Source organism: Paraburkholderia susongensis, from assembly GCF_900177725.1.
Taxonomy (GTDB): domain Bacteria; phylum Pseudomonadota; class Gammaproteobacteria; order Burkholderiales; family Burkholderiaceae; genus Paraburkholderia; species Paraburkholderia susongensis.
This window is the reverse complement of sequence record NZ_FXAT01000002.1, coordinates 817,772-834,224: the sequence shown is the minus strand read 5'-3', so window position 1 is coordinate 834,224 and position 16,453 is coordinate 817,772. Positions and strand designations below refer to the sequence as shown.

The 16,453-nt window shown below is 67.1% G+C and carries 9 protein-coding genes; 7 read left to right on the top strand and 2 right to left on the bottom strand.

What is annotated here, in order from left to right:
* Nucleotides 1-83 precede the first annotated feature (83 nt).
* Nucleotides 84-1,109, top strand: coding sequence for an aldo/keto reductase (locus B9Z01_RS08800; protein WP_085481885.1), 1,026 nt, complete (start codon nucleotides 84-86; stop codon nucleotides 1,107-1,109).
* A gap of 29 nt (nucleotides 1,110-1,138) precedes the next feature.
* Here B9Z01_RS08800 and B9Z01_RS08795 read toward each other — a convergent pair whose 3' ends face one another.
* Nucleotides 1,139-1,882 (bottom strand): SDR family oxidoreductase, encoded by a 744-nt coding sequence (locus B9Z01_RS08795; RefSeq protein WP_085481883.1) that lies wholly within the window; start codon nucleotides 1,880-1,882, stop codon nucleotides 1,139-1,141.
* A 144-nt stretch (nucleotides 1,883-2,026) separates the two neighbouring features.
* On the opposite strand from B9Z01_RS08795, the gene B9Z01_RS08790 reads away from it, so the two are divergent.
* Nucleotides 2,027-2,917, top strand: a complete 891-nt coding sequence (locus tag B9Z01_RS08790; RefSeq protein WP_085481881.1) for a LysR family transcriptional regulator — start codon at nucleotides 2,027-2,029, stop codon at nucleotides 2,915-2,917.
* Between the two features lie 25 nt (nucleotides 2,918-2,942).
* On the opposite strand, the gene B9Z01_RS08785 is transcribed toward B9Z01_RS08790, so the two are convergent.
* Entirely contained in the window at nucleotides 2,943-3,863 is a 921-nt protein-coding gene (locus B9Z01_RS08785; RefSeq protein WP_085481879.1) for a LysR family transcriptional regulator, read from the bottom strand.
* Between the two features lie 107 nt (nucleotides 3,864-3,970).
* On the opposite strand from B9Z01_RS08785, the gene B9Z01_RS08780 reads away from it, so the two are divergent.
* From B9Z01_RS08780 to uvrA, 5 genes are all read left to right on the top strand, one after another.
* A complete protein-coding gene (locus B9Z01_RS08780; protein WP_085481877.1) occupies nucleotides 3,971-5,737 on the top strand; it encodes an acyl-CoA dehydrogenase family protein in 1,767 nt (588 codons plus the stop codon).
* Nucleotides 5,734-6,999 (top strand): CaiB/BaiF CoA transferase family protein, encoded by a 1,266-nt coding sequence (locus tag B9Z01_RS08775; protein ID WP_085481875.1) that lies wholly within the window; start codon nucleotides 5,734-5,736, stop codon nucleotides 6,997-6,999. Before B9Z01_RS08780 ends, B9Z01_RS08775 begins: the two co-directional genes overlap by 4 nt.
* A gap of 86 nt (nucleotides 7,000-7,085) precedes the next feature.
* Entirely contained in the window at nucleotides 7,086-8,399 is a 1,314-nt protein-coding gene (locus tag B9Z01_RS08770) for an MFS transporter (RefSeq protein ID WP_085481873.1), read from the top strand.
* Nucleotides 8,400-8,590: 191 nt separating this feature from the next.
* Entirely contained in the window at nucleotides 8,591-10,105 is a 1,515-nt protein-coding gene (gene cuyB / locus B9Z01_RS08765) for a cysteate racemase (RefSeq protein ID WP_085481871.1), read from the top strand.
* Nucleotides 10,106-10,445: 340 nt separating this feature from the next.
* Nucleotides 10,446-16,388, top strand: a complete 5,943-nt coding sequence (gene uvrA, locus B9Z01_RS08760) for an excinuclease ABC subunit UvrA (RefSeq protein ID WP_085481869.1) — start codon at nucleotides 10,446-10,448, stop codon at nucleotides 16,386-16,388.
* The last annotated feature ends 65 nt before the right edge of the window (nucleotides 16,389-16,453 follow it).

The following is a 16,453-nucleotide window of genomic DNA, read 5'->3' as shown; positions in this document are numbered from 1 at the left end:
ATGCCCCGCTCGCCGGCGCATTTCCACGGACACGCGTAGACTGAGCATCCGTTTATCGACGGCAATGCCACGGAGATTCTTCAATGGAATACAGACATCTGGGCGCATCGGGTTTCAAGGTACCGGTGCTGAGTTTCGGCACGGGCACGTTCGGCGGCAAGGGCGAATTTTTTCAGGCGTGGGGCGAGACCGACGTCACCGAAGCACGGCGTCTGCTCGACATCTGCTTCGACGCGGGTGTCACGATGTTCGATACCGCGGACATCTATTCGAAGGGTGCGTCCGAGTCGGTGCTCGGCGAGGCGCTCAAAGGCAAGCGCGACAAGGCGATCATCTCGACGAAGGCAACCTTCCGTTTCGACGACGGGCCGAACAGCGTCGGCTCGTCGCGCTTCCATCTGATCCAGGCCGTCGATGCGGCGCTCAAGCGTCTGCAAACCGATTACATCGACCTGTTCCAGCTGCACGGCTTCGATGCGAAAACGCCGATCGCCGAAGTGCTGTCCACGCTCGACGATCTCGTGCGCGCCGGCAAGATCCGCTATATCGGCGTGTCGAATTTCTCGGGCTGGCATCTGATGAAGTCGCTCGATATCGCGGACCGCTACGGCTATCCGCGCTACGTCGCGAATCAGACTTACTACTCGCTGGTCGGCCGCGATTACGAGTGGGAATTGATGCCGCTCGGTGTCGATCAGGGCGTCGGCGCGGTCGTGTGGAGTCCGCTCGGCTGGGGGCGCCTGACCGGCAAGATCAAGCGCGGCCAGCCGCTGCCCGAGACGAGCCGCCTGCACAAGACTGCCGACATGGGCCCGCCCGTGCCGGAAGACTACCTGTTCCGCGTGCTCGACGCGCTCGGCGAAATTTCCGCCGAAACCGGCAAGACGGTGCCGCAGGTCGCGCTGAACTGGCTGCTGCAACGGCCGACCGTCGCGACGGTGCTGATCGGCGCGCGCAACGAGGAGCAGTTGCGGCAGAACCTCGGCGCGGTGGGCTGGAATCTGACGCCCGAGCAGGTCGCGACGCTCGACGCGGCGAGCGCCGTGCGGCCCGCTTATCCGTACTGGCATCAGGAAGGGTTTGCCGAGCGCAATCCGAAGGCGGTGTGAGCGCGGGGGCGCTGAAGTGCGGCGCCCCGTCAAGCCAACCCGCCATTCGCCCGCAACACCTGCCCGTTGACCCAACCCGCATCCGGGCCGACCAGAAACGCCACCACCGACGCAATGTCGTCCGGTTTGCCGAGGCGTTGCAACGGCGGCATCTTCGCGAAGGTCTCGATCTGCTCATCGGTCTTGCCTTCGAGGAACAGCTCGGTCGCGACCGGCCCCGGCGCGACCGCGTTCACGGTGATGTTGCGCCCGCGCAGCTCCTTCGCGAACACGCGCGTGAACGCTTCGACCGCCGCCTTGGTCGCGCTGTAGATCCCGTAGCCCGGCAGGCTCAGCGCGAGCACGCTCGTCGAGAAATTGACGACGCGCCCGCCGTCGTTCATGCGCGCCGCCGCTTCGCGCAGCGTGTTGAAGGTGCCGCGCACGTTGATGTCGAAGGTCTGGTCGTACAGCGCGTCGGGGGCGTCGGCGAGCGGCGCGGGCTTCATCACGCCCGCGTTGTTGACGAGCACGTCGACCTTGCCGAGCTGCTGTTCGGTGATCTCGAACAGGCGGCGCACGTCGCCGGGGTTCGATACGTCCGCTTTCACCGCGACTGCCTTGCCGCCCGCGTCCTTGATCGCGGCGACGAGCGCATCGGCTTCCCCGGCGCTCGTCGCGTAGTTGACGGCGACTGCGTAGCCTTCCTTCGCGAGGCGCTGCGCAATGGCGGTGCCGATGCCGCGCGATGCGCCCGTGACGATGGCGACTCGGCTGGAATGGGTGGTGTTCATGATTCGTTTCCTCAGAGTGGGGCGATGGAGACCCCATCATGAGCACTTTCGACGCGCAGATAATCGCATTAAACTTGCCTTCATCATTCCATTTTCTTTAATAATCGACGGCTGAGCGTTGGCGCAGCCGCGAGGGCGTTGAACATGGATCGTTTCGAGGAAATGCGGGTCTTCGTGCGGATCACTGAGCGGGGGAGCTTCACGCGCGCGGCGGACGATCTGCGCATTCCGCGCGCGACCGTCACCAACCTGATGAAGCGCATGGAAGAGCGGCTCGGCGCGCGGCTGCTGGAGCGCACCACGCGCACGGTGCGGCTCACGCCCGACGGCGAGGCGTACTACCAGCGCTGCGTGCGCCTGATCGCCGACATGGAAGAGGCCGAGGGCTCGTTTTCGAACCTCGCGCCGAAGGGGCTCCTGCGCGTGAACGTGCAGGGCACACTCGCGCGGCACTTCGTGGTGCCGGCGCTGCCCGCGTTTCTCGAACGCTTTCCCGGCATCGAACTCGTGATCGGCGAGGACGACCGCTTCGTCGACCTCGTGCGCGAGGGCGTCGACTGCGTGCTGCGCGCGGGCAATCTGCAGGACTCCTCGATGGTCGGGCGGCGCGTCGCGCAGTTGCAGCAGGTCACGGTCGCGAGTCCCGCCTATCTCGCCGCGTATGGCGAGCCGGCGGATCTCGCGGCGTTGTCCGCGCATCGCGCGGTCAACTACGTGTCGAGCGCGACCGGCAAGCCGGTGCCGCTCGAATTCCGCGTCGACGGACGCGATACCGCGATCGTGCTGCCGTCGGCGGTGTCCGTGACGGGCGCCGATCTGTACGCCGGGGCGGCGCTCGCCGGGCTCGGCATCGTCCAGGTGCCGCGCTACCGTGTCGAGGCAGACCTCGCGGCGGGGCGGCTGCGAATCCTTCTCGCCGACTTTCCGCCGCCGCCGATGCTGGTGTCGGTGCTGTATCCGCAGAACCGGCAGTTGTCGTCGCGGGTGCGGGTGTTTGCGCAGTGGCTGCGGGATATTTTCGAGGCGGTCAATTAGGCCGCCGTGTTGGGGCGAACGCGCTTTACGTCGCGTGGCGCGCCGCATGAAGCGCTTTCTGCGCTACCCCGCCGGCGTCGCGCAGATACTCGATAAAGCGATCCGCGACCGGCTCCGCGTCGCCACTGCGGCGCAGCAGCAGTACCTGCGATAGCAGCGTTTCCCCGTGCAACGGCAGAAAGCAGACGCGCGGGTCCTGCTGTTGCCGCAATGTGTACGGCACGAGCGCGACGCCCATGCCGAAGCCGACCATCGTGACGACGGTCTGCCAGAGCCGCGCCTCGTGGCGGATCAGCGGACTGAAGCCCGCGCCGACGCACTGCGCGATGATCAGATCGTGATAATGCGGCGACACGGTGCGCGGAAACAGAATGAACGGCTCCTGTGCGAGCGCGCGCAGATCGATCTTGCGCTTGCGCGCGAGCGGATGCCCGAGCGGCAGGCAGCACAGGAACGGCTCCGAAAAGACCGTCGTCGACATGACGTCCGACGGGAAATTGCCCCAGTACGCGTAGCCCATGTCGATCTGCATACGTTGGATCGCCTGCACCTGCTCGCTCGTATTCATCTCCTTCAGCACGATCTCGATGCCCGGATGGTCGGCCTCGAAGCGGCTCACCGCCTGCGGCATGCCGCGATACAGCATCGAATTCACGAAGCCGATCCGCAGGCGGCCCGCGAGCCCATGCGCGGAGCGCACCGTGATGCGCTCGGCTTCGCTCGCCTGCAGCAGCAGACGGCGCGCTTCGCCGAGCAGCGCCTGGCCGGCGTTGGTCAACGCGACCGACTTGTTGGTACGCGCGAGCAGTTGCACACCGAGTTGCTCCTCGAACTTGCGGATGTCGAAACTGAGCGCGGGCTGCGAAATGAAGAGCCGCTTCGCCGCGCGGCCGAAATGCAGTTCCTCGGCGACCGCCACGAAATAACGCAGTTGCTTCAGGTCCATCGCGGTCTCCGTTTTTATCGATAAGCTGGGTCTATCGTACCGGATATAAGTTGTATTAGACGATTATCGAAGCCGCTTCTATGCTGCCTTCCACAAAGGAGACAAGCATGAGCGAAACCATCGCGCAGCCGGCCCACGGCTCGTCCAATATTCCCGATAGCCGCGGCATCAACTTCTTCTCGAGCGATCCCGATCTCGCACGCCTGTTGAGGGTGCATCTCGGCGACACGCTGTACGAGGAACTCGAAAGCCAGTTCGTGTCGCTCGGCCAGCGCGCCTCCGAAGAACTCGATCTATGGGCGCTGTCCGCCGACAAGAACCCGCCGGCATTGCGGCATCGCACGCGGCGCGGCGAGGCGCTGCAAAGCATCGACAAGCATCCCGACTACGTTGCGCTCGAACGCGTGGCCTATGCGGAACTCGGCCTCGCGTCGATGAGCCACGAGACGCGCGACGGCAAGACGCCGCCACCGCCGCTCGTCAAATACGCGCTGACGTTCCTGTTCGTGCAGGCGGAATTCGGCCTGTGCTGTCCGGTCAGCATGACCGATTCGCTCACGCGCACATTGCGCCGGTTCGGCGCGCCGGAACTGGTCGCGCGGTTTCTGCCGATGCTCGCCTCGCGTGATTTCGACACGCTCTACCAGGGCGCGATGTTCATGACCGAGCAGGCGGCCGGCTCCGACGTCGCGCGTATCGCGACGCGCGCGGCGCTCGAAACCGATGCGAACGGCGAGCGGCAATGGCGTCTGTACGGCGACAAATGGTTCTGCTCGAACGCCGACGCCGATCTCGCGATGGTGCTGGCGCGCCCCGACGGCGCGCCCGAGGGCATCAACGGTCTCGGTCTCTTCCTGTTGCCGAAGACCCTGCCGGACGGCTCGCGCAACAGCTACCGGATCATCCGCCTGAAGGAGAAGCTGGGCAGCCGTTCGATGGCAAGCGGCGAGATCGTGCTCGAAGGCGCGCTCGCGTATCTGATCGGCGAAGTGGGGCGCGGCTTTCACCAGATGGCCGACATGATCAACATGTCGCGGCTCTCGAACGGCGTGCGCGCCGCGGGTCTGATGCGCCGCGCGCTGACCGAGGCGCTGCACATCGCGCGCAATCGCGAGGCATTCGGCCGCAAGCTGATCTCGATGCCGCTCATGCAGCGGCAGCTCGTCAAGATGATGCTGCCGGCCGAGCAGTCGCGCTCGATGTTCATGCGCATCGCGCTGCTGCTGCAACAGGCCGATGCGGGAGATCGCCAGGCCGCGAAGTGCGTGCGCATCCTCACGCCGCTCATCAAGTTCCGTGCATGCCGCGACGCGCGCCGCGTCACCGGCGACGCGATGGAAGTGCGCGGCGGCACGGGCTACATCGAGGAATGGAGCGACGCGCGGCTCGTGCGCGATGCGCATCTCGGCTCGATCTGGGAAGGCACGAGCAATATCGTCGCGCTCGACATCGCGCGGGCCGCCAAGCGCGACGGCGCGCTCGAGCCGCTGCGCGTCTATCTGCAGGATCTGCTCGGCGCGGCTGGCCTGCCCGCGCGGAGCCTCGCGCTGCTGCGCTGGAGCGTGACGCGCGCCTGCGACACGCTCGCGAGCGTCGCCGATTCCGGCCGCGACGAATGGGTGCGCCAGGCCGGCTCCGCGCTCTATCACGCGAGCACCGCGGTGCTGATGGCCTGCGAAGGCGCGCGCCTCGCGCCGGACTACCGGCGTCTCGCGCTCGCGCATCTCGTGGTGCGGCACAAGCTGTTGCCGTCCGATCCGCTCGAATTGCGCGGCGCCGACGACGAAATCGAGGTGGTCGACGCGCTCGTCAACGACCGCCCCGTGACGCTCGAACAGGCGCTGCGCCTGCTGCCCGCGGGAGATGAGCAATGAGTGCTCACGCGAAGCATGGCGATTCCGGCGGCCACGGCGCGCTGCAAGGCATCAAGGTGGTCGATCTGAGCCGCGTGCTCGGCGGCCCGTACTGCACCCAGGCGCTCGCCGATCACGGTGCGCAGGTCATCAAGCTCGAACCGCCCGACGGCGACGAAACGCGTGGCTGGGGGCCGCCGTTTTACGGCGACACCGCGTGGTACTTCGCGGGCGTGAACCGCAACAAGCAGGGCATTTCGGTCGATCTCTCGTGCGAGGAAGGCCGAGCGATCCTGTGGAAGCTGCTCGAAGACGCCGACGTGCTGGTCGAAAACTTCAAGCCCGGCACGCTCGCGCGCTGGGGCATGGACTACGAGCGCGTGTTGCGCGAGCGCTTCCCGAAGCTGATCCATTGCGCGGTGTCCGGCTTCGGCCCCGATGGTCCGCTCGGCGGCCTGCCCGGCTACGACGCCGCGATCCAGGCGATGACCGGCCTGATGAGCGTGAACGGCGAGCGCGACGGCCCCGCCACGCGCGTCGGCCTGCCGGTCGTCGATATGGTCACGGGCCTCAATGCGCTCGCCGGCATTCTGCTCGCGCTCGCCGAGCGCACGAAGAGCGGGCGCGGCCAGTCGATCGATATCGCGCTGTACGACTGCGGCGTGTCGCTGCTGCATCCGCATCTGCCGAACTACTTCGGCTCGGGCCGCACGCCGCAGCGCAGCGGCAACGCGCATCCGAACATCACGCCGTACGACAGCTACCGCACCGCGACCGCACCGATCTTTCTCGCGGTCGGCAACGACCGGCAGTTCGCGAAGCTGTGCGCGCATCTCGGCGCGCCCGAGCTCGCCGGCGATCCGCGTTTCGCCGACAACCGCAGCCGCTGCGGGCATCGCGAGCCGCTGAAGGCTGCGCTCGAAAACCTGCTCGCGAAATACGAGTGCGAGCCGCTCGCACAGGATCTGATCCGCCTCGGCGTGCCGTGCGGGCCGGTGCAGACCGTCGACGTCGTCGCGCAGCATCCGCATACCTTGCATCGCGGCATGGTGATCGAGATGGGGGAGTACCGCGGCACCGCGTCGCCGATCAAGCTGTCGCGTACCCCGGCCACGTATCGCAGCGCGCCGCCGGTGCTCGGCGCCGACACGCGCGAAGTGCTCGACGCGCTCGGCATCGACGGCGACACGCAGCGGCGTCTGTTCGACGCCGGCGTGCTGAGGTCCGGCGCGCCGGTCGCGCAGAGCGCGGAGCAGGCCCAGGCCGAAGCACTCAAGACCTGACGCCTCGCCGCAACCGGTGAGGCAGTTTTCCGGCGACGGCACGCAGAGGCCGCGCCATCCATAAGAAAGATTCCGGAGACATCGATATGCATCGCGAGCCAGACGTTCACGCCGCCACCCGGCAACCCACGCGCGCGGCAGCCGCCGCGTTCGTCGGCACCACCATCGAGTGGTACGACTTTTACATCTACGCCACCGCTTCGGCGCTGATCTTCGGCAAGCTGTTCTTCCCCGGCGGCGATCCGTTCTTCGCGACGCTCGCCTCGTTCGGCACCTTCGCGGTCGGCTTCTTCGCGCGGCCGTTCGGGGGCCTCGTGTTCGGCCACCTCGGCGACCGTATCGGCCGCAAGAAAGCGCTCGTGGCGACGCTTGCCATCATGGGCGTCGGCACGGTCGGCATCGGCTTTTTGCCGACCTACGCGAGCGCGGGCACGTGGGCGCCGGTGCTGCTCGTGCTGCTGCGCGTCGCGCAAGGCATCGCGATCGGCGGCGAGTGGGGCGGCGCGGTGCTGATGGCGAGCGAACACGCGCCGCAGGAAAAGCGCACGTTCTTCGCGTCGTTCGCGCAACTGGGCAGCCCGGCCGGTCTGATCCTGTCGCTGCTTGCGTTCCGCGCGGTGGCGTCGATGGACAAGAACGCGTTTCTCGACTGGGGCTGGCGGCTGCCGTTTCTCGCGAGCGCGGTGCTGCTCGTGGTCGGTCTGCTGATCCGCGCGGGCGTCAGCGAATCGCCGGAATTCAGCGCGCTCAAGGAGCAGCGCCGCGTGGCCGCGCTGCCGATCGCGGAAGTGCTGCGCGACGCGTGGCGCACGGTGCTGCTGTGCCTCGGCGCGAACGTGATCGGCGTGGCCGGCGCGTGGTTCGTCAATACGTTCATGCTCAATTACACGACGCAGACGCTCGGCCTCGACCGTTCGCTGATTCTCGACTGCCTGTTCGTGGTCGCGTTCATCCAGCTGTTCACGCAGCTGGGCTCGGGCTGGTTCGCGCAACACATCGGCACCGGACGCTTCCTGAAAGGCGCGGCCGCGCTCGCGATGCTTTCGCCGTATCCGATGTTCGCGCTGGTCTCGACTGGGCGGCCCGTGGCGATCGTGGCCGGCATCGCGATCGCGGTCATGTGCATGTCGAGTTCGTATGCGGTGATGGCCGGCTTCATGTCGACCGCGTTCGCGGTGCGCGTGCGTTATTCGGCGATTTCGCTGTCCTACCAGTTGTGCGCGGCGCTCGCCGGTGGTCTGACGCCGCTGGTCGGAACCTTGCTCGCGCATCAGTATCCGGGCGCGTGGTGGCCGCTCGCCGTGTTCTACACGTGCCTTGCCGGCGTTTCGCTGGTGTGCATCGGCACGCTCGAGCGCCGCAAGCGCGGCACGGCGCCCGGCGTAGCCGAGGCGGCCTGAACCGGCGAATCGCCTGAGCGGGTCGCTCCGCTCGGGCGTTTTTTTCTCCGTTACACCCGTCGCCATAACGCAAAGGGATGCTGTTTCGTGGTTAACCCCACGACATATGCGAGGCACATAGTGTCATCCTCAAGCGCGCAGAAAGCCGTCCGTTATCAGGGGGAGCGGCTAAAACGACGGGGGAACTCACCATGAATCGCTTTCGTTCGCTCGGTGTGGCGACGGGCGCGGCGCAACTCGCCAGCGCCGACATCCTCGGCAGGATGAGCACGGCGTCGCGGCGGCCGGGCGCGGCGCGCCCCTTCGATCTGATTCTCGAGCCGCGCGCCTGGCAGGGAGATGCGGCGCTGGACGCGGCCGATGCCCAGTTCAAGATTCACGTGTTCGATACGATGCGCGTGTTCGAAAAACGCGGTGTCGATGCCATCGTCCTGCCGTGCTTTCTGAGCCATACCTTTATCGACGAACTCGCGGCGAATGTCGCCGTGCCGGTCGCCAACATCATGACGGCGCTCTCGGCGCATGTGCGCCGCACGTATCCGTCGGCGCGGCGCATCGGCGTGCTGACATGCGCGGCGATCCGCGAAAACGGGCTCTTCGAGCGTTATTTCGAGGCCGGCCAGTTCGACGTGCGCCATCCACGCAACGAAACGGGCTTCGACTGCGTGACGAGCGCGGTGTATGGCGACGAGGGCATCCGCAACGGCCGTCTGTACGGCAGGCCGGTCGAGTTGCTGCGCGCGGCGTGCGCGGATCTCGTCGCGCAGGGCGTCGAGATCATCGTGCCGGGGCTCGCGGAAATCGGTCTCGTGCTGCGCGCGCTCGGGCGTCTCGACGTGCCGCTCGTCGACACGAACCAGGTCTATGCGCGCTACGTCGCGGCGGAGCAGTACACGCAGCCGCAGCGGCAGTTCAGGATCGGCGTGGTCGGCGGAATCGGGCCGGCCGCGACCGTGGACTTCATGGGCAAGCTCGTGCGCAACACGCCGGCCGCGCGCGATCAGGACCATCTCAAGGTGATCGTCGAGCAGAACCCGCAGATTCCGGACCGCACCGAGGCGCTGCTCGGCGACGGCGACGATCCGACGCTCGCGCTCTATGCCGCGTGCAAGACGCTCGAAGAGGGCGGCGCGGATCTGATCGCGATTCCGTGCAACACGGCGCATGCGTTCGTCGAGCGGATCCAGCCGGCGCTGCGCGCGCCGATCGTCAATATGCCGGCCTGTACCGCCGATTATCTGCGCGAGGCCTTTCCGGGCTTGCGCGAAGTGGGCGTGCTCGGCACCTCGGGCACGCTCGCGAGCCGCGTGTACGAAAAGGCGCTCGCGGCGCGCGGCTTTGCGCAGATTGCGCCGTCCCCATCCGCGCAGGCGCGTCTGATGAACGCCATTTACGGGCCGAAGGGCGCGAAGGCGGGTTACCTGACGGGCGAATGCTGTGACGATCTCGCTGCCGCGGTCGACGATCTGGTCGCGCAGGGCGTGCAGGTGATCGTGCTCGCGTGCACGGAACTGCCGCTGATGTTGCGCGATTCCGTGCTCGCGTGCCCGGGCGGGCGCGTGGTGCGGCTCGTCGATCCGGCCGAGGTGCTGGCGAGGCGCTGCGTCGCGTATGCGCTGAGTGGCCGTGCCGCGCGGGATGCGGCGGCCGATTGCGCGATGCCGCCGCTGGCGGACCGCTCGCGGGTGGAGAGCGCGGTCGGCTAGACGCGCTTTGGCTGCTCCTGCGATTGCGTTTTCCCGTAGTTGCCGTTCCGTCCCTGTCTGGGTGCCGGGCCGCGGTCCTGCCCGCGGCTTGCCACGCCGGCTATCCCCGCTATCTCCATCCATCAGGGCTCGAAAACACACCGAGCCCCGTCATGGAAAACTGTATAAACATACAGTATAGTATCTCGCTGCAACCAGGCTTCCGGTGCCTCGTGCGGGTCCCATGCGTGCGCAACGCGTGTCCGCCCGGCGCGCCGTTCCTGCTGCACCGAATTTGCGCGGTCGCGAGACGGCCGTGAGAGGTGGTCCACTCATCCCACTCATTCAAACGGTCGGAAAATTGTCATCTAACGGCACAACCAGCGGCAAACCCCAAGGCGCCATCCGGATTCGCGGCGCACGCCAGCACAACCTCAAGAACATCGACCTCGACGTGCGAACCGGCGAAATGACGGTCGTCACCGGGCCGTCCGGCTCGGGCAAGTCGAGCCTCGTGTTCGACACGCTGTACGCCGAAGGCCAGCGCCGCTACGTCGAAACCTTCAGCGCCTACGCCCGGCAGTTCCTCGACCGCATGGACCGGCCGCAGGTCGACCGGGTGGACGGCGTGCCGCCCGCCATCGCGATCGACCAGACCAACCCGGTGCGCAGTTCGCGCTCCACGGTCGGCACGATGACGGAACTCAACGACCACCTGAAGCTGCTCTACGCGCGCGCGGCCGAGCTGTTCGACCGCCAGAGCGCACATCCGGTACGTCATGACACGCCGGAGACGATCTACGCGGAACTGCTCGAACGCACTGCGCAGGAGGAGCCACGGCTCGTCGTCACGTTCCCGGTCGAGCTGCCCGAGTCGGCGTCCGAACAGGAGGTCGAGCAATGGCTGTCGGCGAGCGGCTATACGCGCGTGCAGGCGCAGCGCGAAGTCGATTCGCCCACGGGCCGGCGCAAGCTGCTCGACGTGGTCGCCGACCGCTTCCGGCTGCGCTCGGTCGACAAAGCACGCGTGATCGAGGCGATCGAGGCGTCGCTCAAGCGCGGCGGCGGGCGCGTCAACATTTACGTGCTGCCCGCCGCGCCGGACGAGCCGCAGGGGCAAGCCGCCGCGCCGCAAATCTGGCGTTTCTCGACCGGCCTGCACAGCCCCGAAAGCGATCTGCGTTACGCCGACCCGCAGCCGGCGCTGTTCTCGTTCAACTCGGCCTATGGCGCGTGCGAGGTGTGCCGGGGCTTTGGCCGCGTGATCGGCGTCGACCTCGGGCTCGTGATTCCCGACGCCCGCAAGACATTGCGCGAAGGCGCGATCAAGCCGATGCAGACGCCCGCGTGGAAGGAGTGCCAGGACGACCTGATGCGCTACGCGGCGAAAGCCGACATCCGCCGCGACACGCCGTGGGGCGAGCTGAGCGAGGCCGAGCGCCACTGGGTCATCAACGGTTCGCCGGACTGGAACGGCAAGTGGCAGAGCCACTGGTACGGCGTCAAACGCTTCTTCGAATATCTCGAATCGAAGGCGTACAAGATGCATATCCGCGTGCTGCTGTCGAAGTACCGCAGCTACACGCCATGCGAAACCTGCGGCGGCGCGCGCCTGAAAACGGAATCGCTGCTGTGGCGTCTCGGCAGCAAGGCGAATGCGAACGACGTGCTGCCGCCCGCGCGGCGCTTCATGCCGCGCGGCGTCGAGTGGACGCGCGCGCAGCTCGAAGCGCTGCCGGGCCTGACCGTGCACGATCTGATGCTGATGCCGATCGAGCGCATCCGCCGCTTCTTCGACGAAATCACCTTGCCGAGCGCGTTGCTCGACGACGCGCTGAAACTGCTGCTCGCCGAGGTGCGCACACGCCTCAAGTATCTGTGCGACGTCGGCCTCGGCTATCTGACGCTCGACCGGCAAAGCCGCACGCTGTCGGGCGGCGAGGTGCAGCGCATCAACCTGACCACGGCGCTCGGCACGTCGCTCACCAAGACGCTCTTCGTGCTCGACGAGCCGAGCATCGGCCTGCATCCGCGCGACCTGAACCGTATCGTCGAGGCGATGCACCGGCTGCGCGACGCGGGCAATACGCTCGTGGTGGTCGAGCACGATCCGTCGGTGATGCTCGCGGCGGACCGGCTGATCGACATGGGGCCGGGCCCGGGCGAGCGCGGCGGCTCGATCATCTTCGACGGCGCGCCGCAGGCGATCCGTTCGTCGGGCACGCTCACGGGCGAATACCTCGGCGGCCGCCGCCACGTCGCGGACGCCGCGCACTGGTCGCGCCGTCCGGTCGAGGCGAGCACGCCGCGCATCGTGCTCGAAGGCGCAAGCGAGCACAATCTGCGCGACGTCACAGTGGAAATTCCGCTCGAACGGCTCGTCTGCGTGACAGGCGTGTCGGGCTCCGGCAAGTCGACGCTGTTGCAGGACGTGCTGTACCCGGCGATGGCGCGGCACTTCGGTCTTGCCACCGAAGCGCCGGGCGCGTTCAAGGCGCTCGTGGGCGCGGATCAGGTCACGGACGTCGTGTTCGTCGACCAGTCGCCGATCGGCAAGACCGCGCGCTCGAATCCGGCCAGCTACGTCGGTGCGTTCGACGAAATCCGCAAGCTGTTCGCGAAAGCGCCGCTCGCGCAGCAGCGCGGCTACGGTCCCGGCATGTTCAGCTTCAACTCGGGCGATGGCCGTTGCCCGACCTGCGGCGGTTCGGGGTTCGAGCATATCGAAATGCAGTTCCTGAGCGACGTGTATCTGCGCTGTCCCGATTGCGACGGCCGCCGTTATCGCGCGGAACTGCTCGAAGTGAAGATCGGGCGCGGGCATGACGGGCAAGGCCAGCCAGCGCGCGCGCTGAGCATTGCCGACGTGCTCGAACTGACCGTCAGCGAGGCGGCCGCTTTCTTTGCACAGGACGCCGAAGTATTGCGCGTGCTACAGCCGATCGTCGACGTGGGGCTCGAATACGTGAAGCTCGGCCAGCCCGTGCCGACGCTCTCGGGCGGTGAAGCGCAACGCCTCAAGCTCGCGGGCTTTCTCGCGGAATCGGCACAGGCGCGCGGCGCGCGTGGCGCGAAACAGGCGGTCGCGAAGCGTCTCTTCATGTTCGACGAACCGACCACGGGCCTGCATTTCGACGACATCGCGAAGCTCATGCAGGCGTTCGGCAAGCTGCTCGCAAGCGGTCATTCGCTGATCGTGATCGAGCACAATCTCGACGTGATCCGCGCGGCCGACTGGATCATCGACCTCGGTCCCGAAGGCGGCGACGGCGGCGGCCGGGTGCTGTGCGCGGGCACACCGGAAGACGTCAAGACGTGCGCCGAATCGCATACCGGCGAGGCGCTGCTGCAGTACGACCGCGCGATGGACATGATGAGCGCGGCGAGCAGCGCTGAAGAAGAGCCCGCGTCGCAAGGCATTCCGCTACAGAAGGCATTGAGCGCCGCACGTGCGCGCCGCGCGATCGAAGGCGAGGACGTGGTGCGCATCGTCAACGCGCGCGAGCACAACCTGAAAGCGCTCGACGTCGACATTCCGCACGGCAAGTTCAACGTGATTACCGGCGTGTCCGGTTCGGGCAAATCGACGCTCGCGTTCGACATCCTGTTCCACGAGGGGCAGCGGCGTTATCTCGAGTCGCTCAATGCCTATGCGCGTTCTATCGTGCAGCCCGCGGGGCGGCCCGAGGTAGACGCGGTGTACGGCATCCCGCCGACCGTCGCGATCGAGCAGCGCTTGTCGCGCGGCGGCCGCAAGAGCACCGTCGCGACGACCTCGGAGGTGTGGCACTTCCTGCGTCTGCTTTACGTGAAGCTCGGCATGCAGCATTGCATTCACGACGGCACGCCGGTCACGTCGCAAAGCGTCGAGTCGATTGCGGCGCAGTTGCTGCGCGATCACAAGGGGCAGCATGTCGGTTTCCTCGCACCGCTCGTCGTGAACCGCAAGGGTGTCTATACGGACCTCGCGAAATGGGCGAAAGCGCGCGGCAATACGCATCTGCGCGTGGACGGCGAGTTCGTGCCGGTGGACCCGTGGCCGAGGCTCGACCGCTTTCGCGAGCACACGATCGAATTGCCGGTGGCCGACCTCGTCGTGTCGCCCGATCACGAGGCGGAACTGCGTGCCGCGCTCGACCAGACGCTCGACATCGGCAAGGGCGTCATGCATCTGCTCGCGCCGCTCGACGGCCTGCATGATGCGATCAACGGCGGCCGTTCCACCGCGAAGCTCGGGGCAGTGAAGGTGCTGTCCACGAAGCGCGCGTGTCCGGTGTGCGGCACGAGCTACCCCGAGCTCGATCCGCGCATGTTCTCGTACAACAGCAAGCACGGCTGGTGCACGACCTGCGTCGGCACGGGGCTGTCGCTCACGCGCGAACAGCGCGCCGCGTACGACGACACGATCGTCGTCGACGACAATCGCGGCCGCGAGCAGAGCTTGCCCTCGGAAGAGCAGGAACCGGAGGGTCTCGCCGACGAACCGTGTCCGGATTGCGCGGGCACGCGCCTGAACCCGGTTGCGCGTGCGGTCACGTTCGACTCGCAGGCGATCGTCGACGTCGCGCAGTGGACCGTGTCCGACACGCGCGCGTGGATCGGCACGCTGGAAATGACGGGCCGCGATGCCGAAATCGCGCGCGACGTGGTCAGCGAAATCAGCAGCCGTCTGCAATTTCTCGAAGAGGTCGGGCTCGGTTATCTGAGCCTCGACCGCGCGGCGCCGAGCCTCTCGGGCGGCGAAGCGCAGCGCATCCGGCTCGCCGCGCAGCTCGGCAGCAACCTGCAAGGCGTCTGCTACGTGCTCGACGAGCCGACCATCGGCCTGCATCCGCGCGACAACCAGATTCTGCTCAACGCGTTGCGCAAGCTCGGCGAGAAGGGCAATACGCTCGTCGTCGTCGAGCATGACGAAGACACGATCCGGCGCGCCGATCACATCATCGATATCGGGCCGGGCGCGGGTAAGCGCGGCGGGTCGCTGGTCGCGCAGGGCAGCGTCGCGGACCTGTCCGCGCAACCCGATTCGCTGACCGGGCGCTTCCTCGCGCAGCCGATCGTGCATCCGTTGCAGCCGCGCCGCGAGGTGGTCGCGCCTGGCAAACGCGTGGCCGCGGTGCCGCAGAACTGGCTGACCGTGCACGGCGGCAAGCTGCACAACCTGCGCGACGTCACGGCCGGCATTCCGTTGGCGCGGCTCGTCGCGGTGACCGGCGTGAGCGGCTCCGGCAAATCGACGCTCGCGCGCGACGTGCTGATGACCAATCTGCTCGATGCGGTGGGGCGCTCGGTGCTGTCGTCGCCGGCCACGCGCCGCGCACGTGCGGCGGCCGAGGAAAAACCGGCCGCGAACCGGCGCTCGAGTGTGCTCGCGCGCTCGGCGCCGCGCGCGCCGCTCAACGTCACGCATACGTGGCAGGGCTGCGATTCGGTGACGGGTTGGGAAAGCATCGACCGTGTGCTCGAAGTCGATCAGACGCCGATCGGCAAGACGCCGCGCTCGTGCCCGGCGACCTATATCGGTGTGTGGGACGCGATCCGCAAGCTGTTCGCGGGCACGCTCGAGGCGCGCGCGCGTGGCTACACGGCCTCGCGTTTCTCGTTCAATACCGGTGAAGGCCGTTGCCCAGCGTGCGAAGGCCAGGGTGTGCGCACGATTGGCATGAGCTTTTTGCCCGACGTGAAGGTGCCTTGCGACGTGTGCCATGGGCAGCGCTTCAATCCCGAGACGCTCGCGGTGACGTGGCGCGGCAAGAATATCGGCGACGTGCTGACGATGGAAATCGACGAGGCGGTCGAGTTCTTCGCGCCGATCACGAACATTGCGCATCCGTTGCAATTGATGAAGGACGTCGGGCTCGGCTATCTGACGCTCGGCCAGCCGTCGCCCACCCTGTCGGGCGGCGAGGCGCAGCGCATCAAGCTCGTCACCGAATTGAGCAAGGTGCGCGACGACATCACACGGCGCGGCCAGAAGCCGCCGCACACGCTGTATGTGCTGGACGAGCCGACCGTCGGGCTGCACATGGCGGACGTTGCGAAGCTGATTCGCGTGCTGCATCGTCTCGTGGATGGCGGGCATAGCGTCGTCGTCATCGAGCACGATCTCGACGTGATTGCCGAGGCGGACTGGATCATCGACCTCGGCCCGGAGGGCGGTGTGGGTGGCGGAACGATCGTCGCCGCGATGGACCCCGAAAGCCTGTCGCGTGTCGCCGCGAGCCACACGGGCGCTGCGCTCAGGCCCGTGCTTGCGCGCACGCGAGGCGCGGCGGAACTGGCCGGCGAAGGGACGAACGGCTGACAGGTAGCGCAGCGAGGCGGCAGGCGGGCATGGCCTGCGCCGCTTTTTCTGGTTGTTCCACTTGT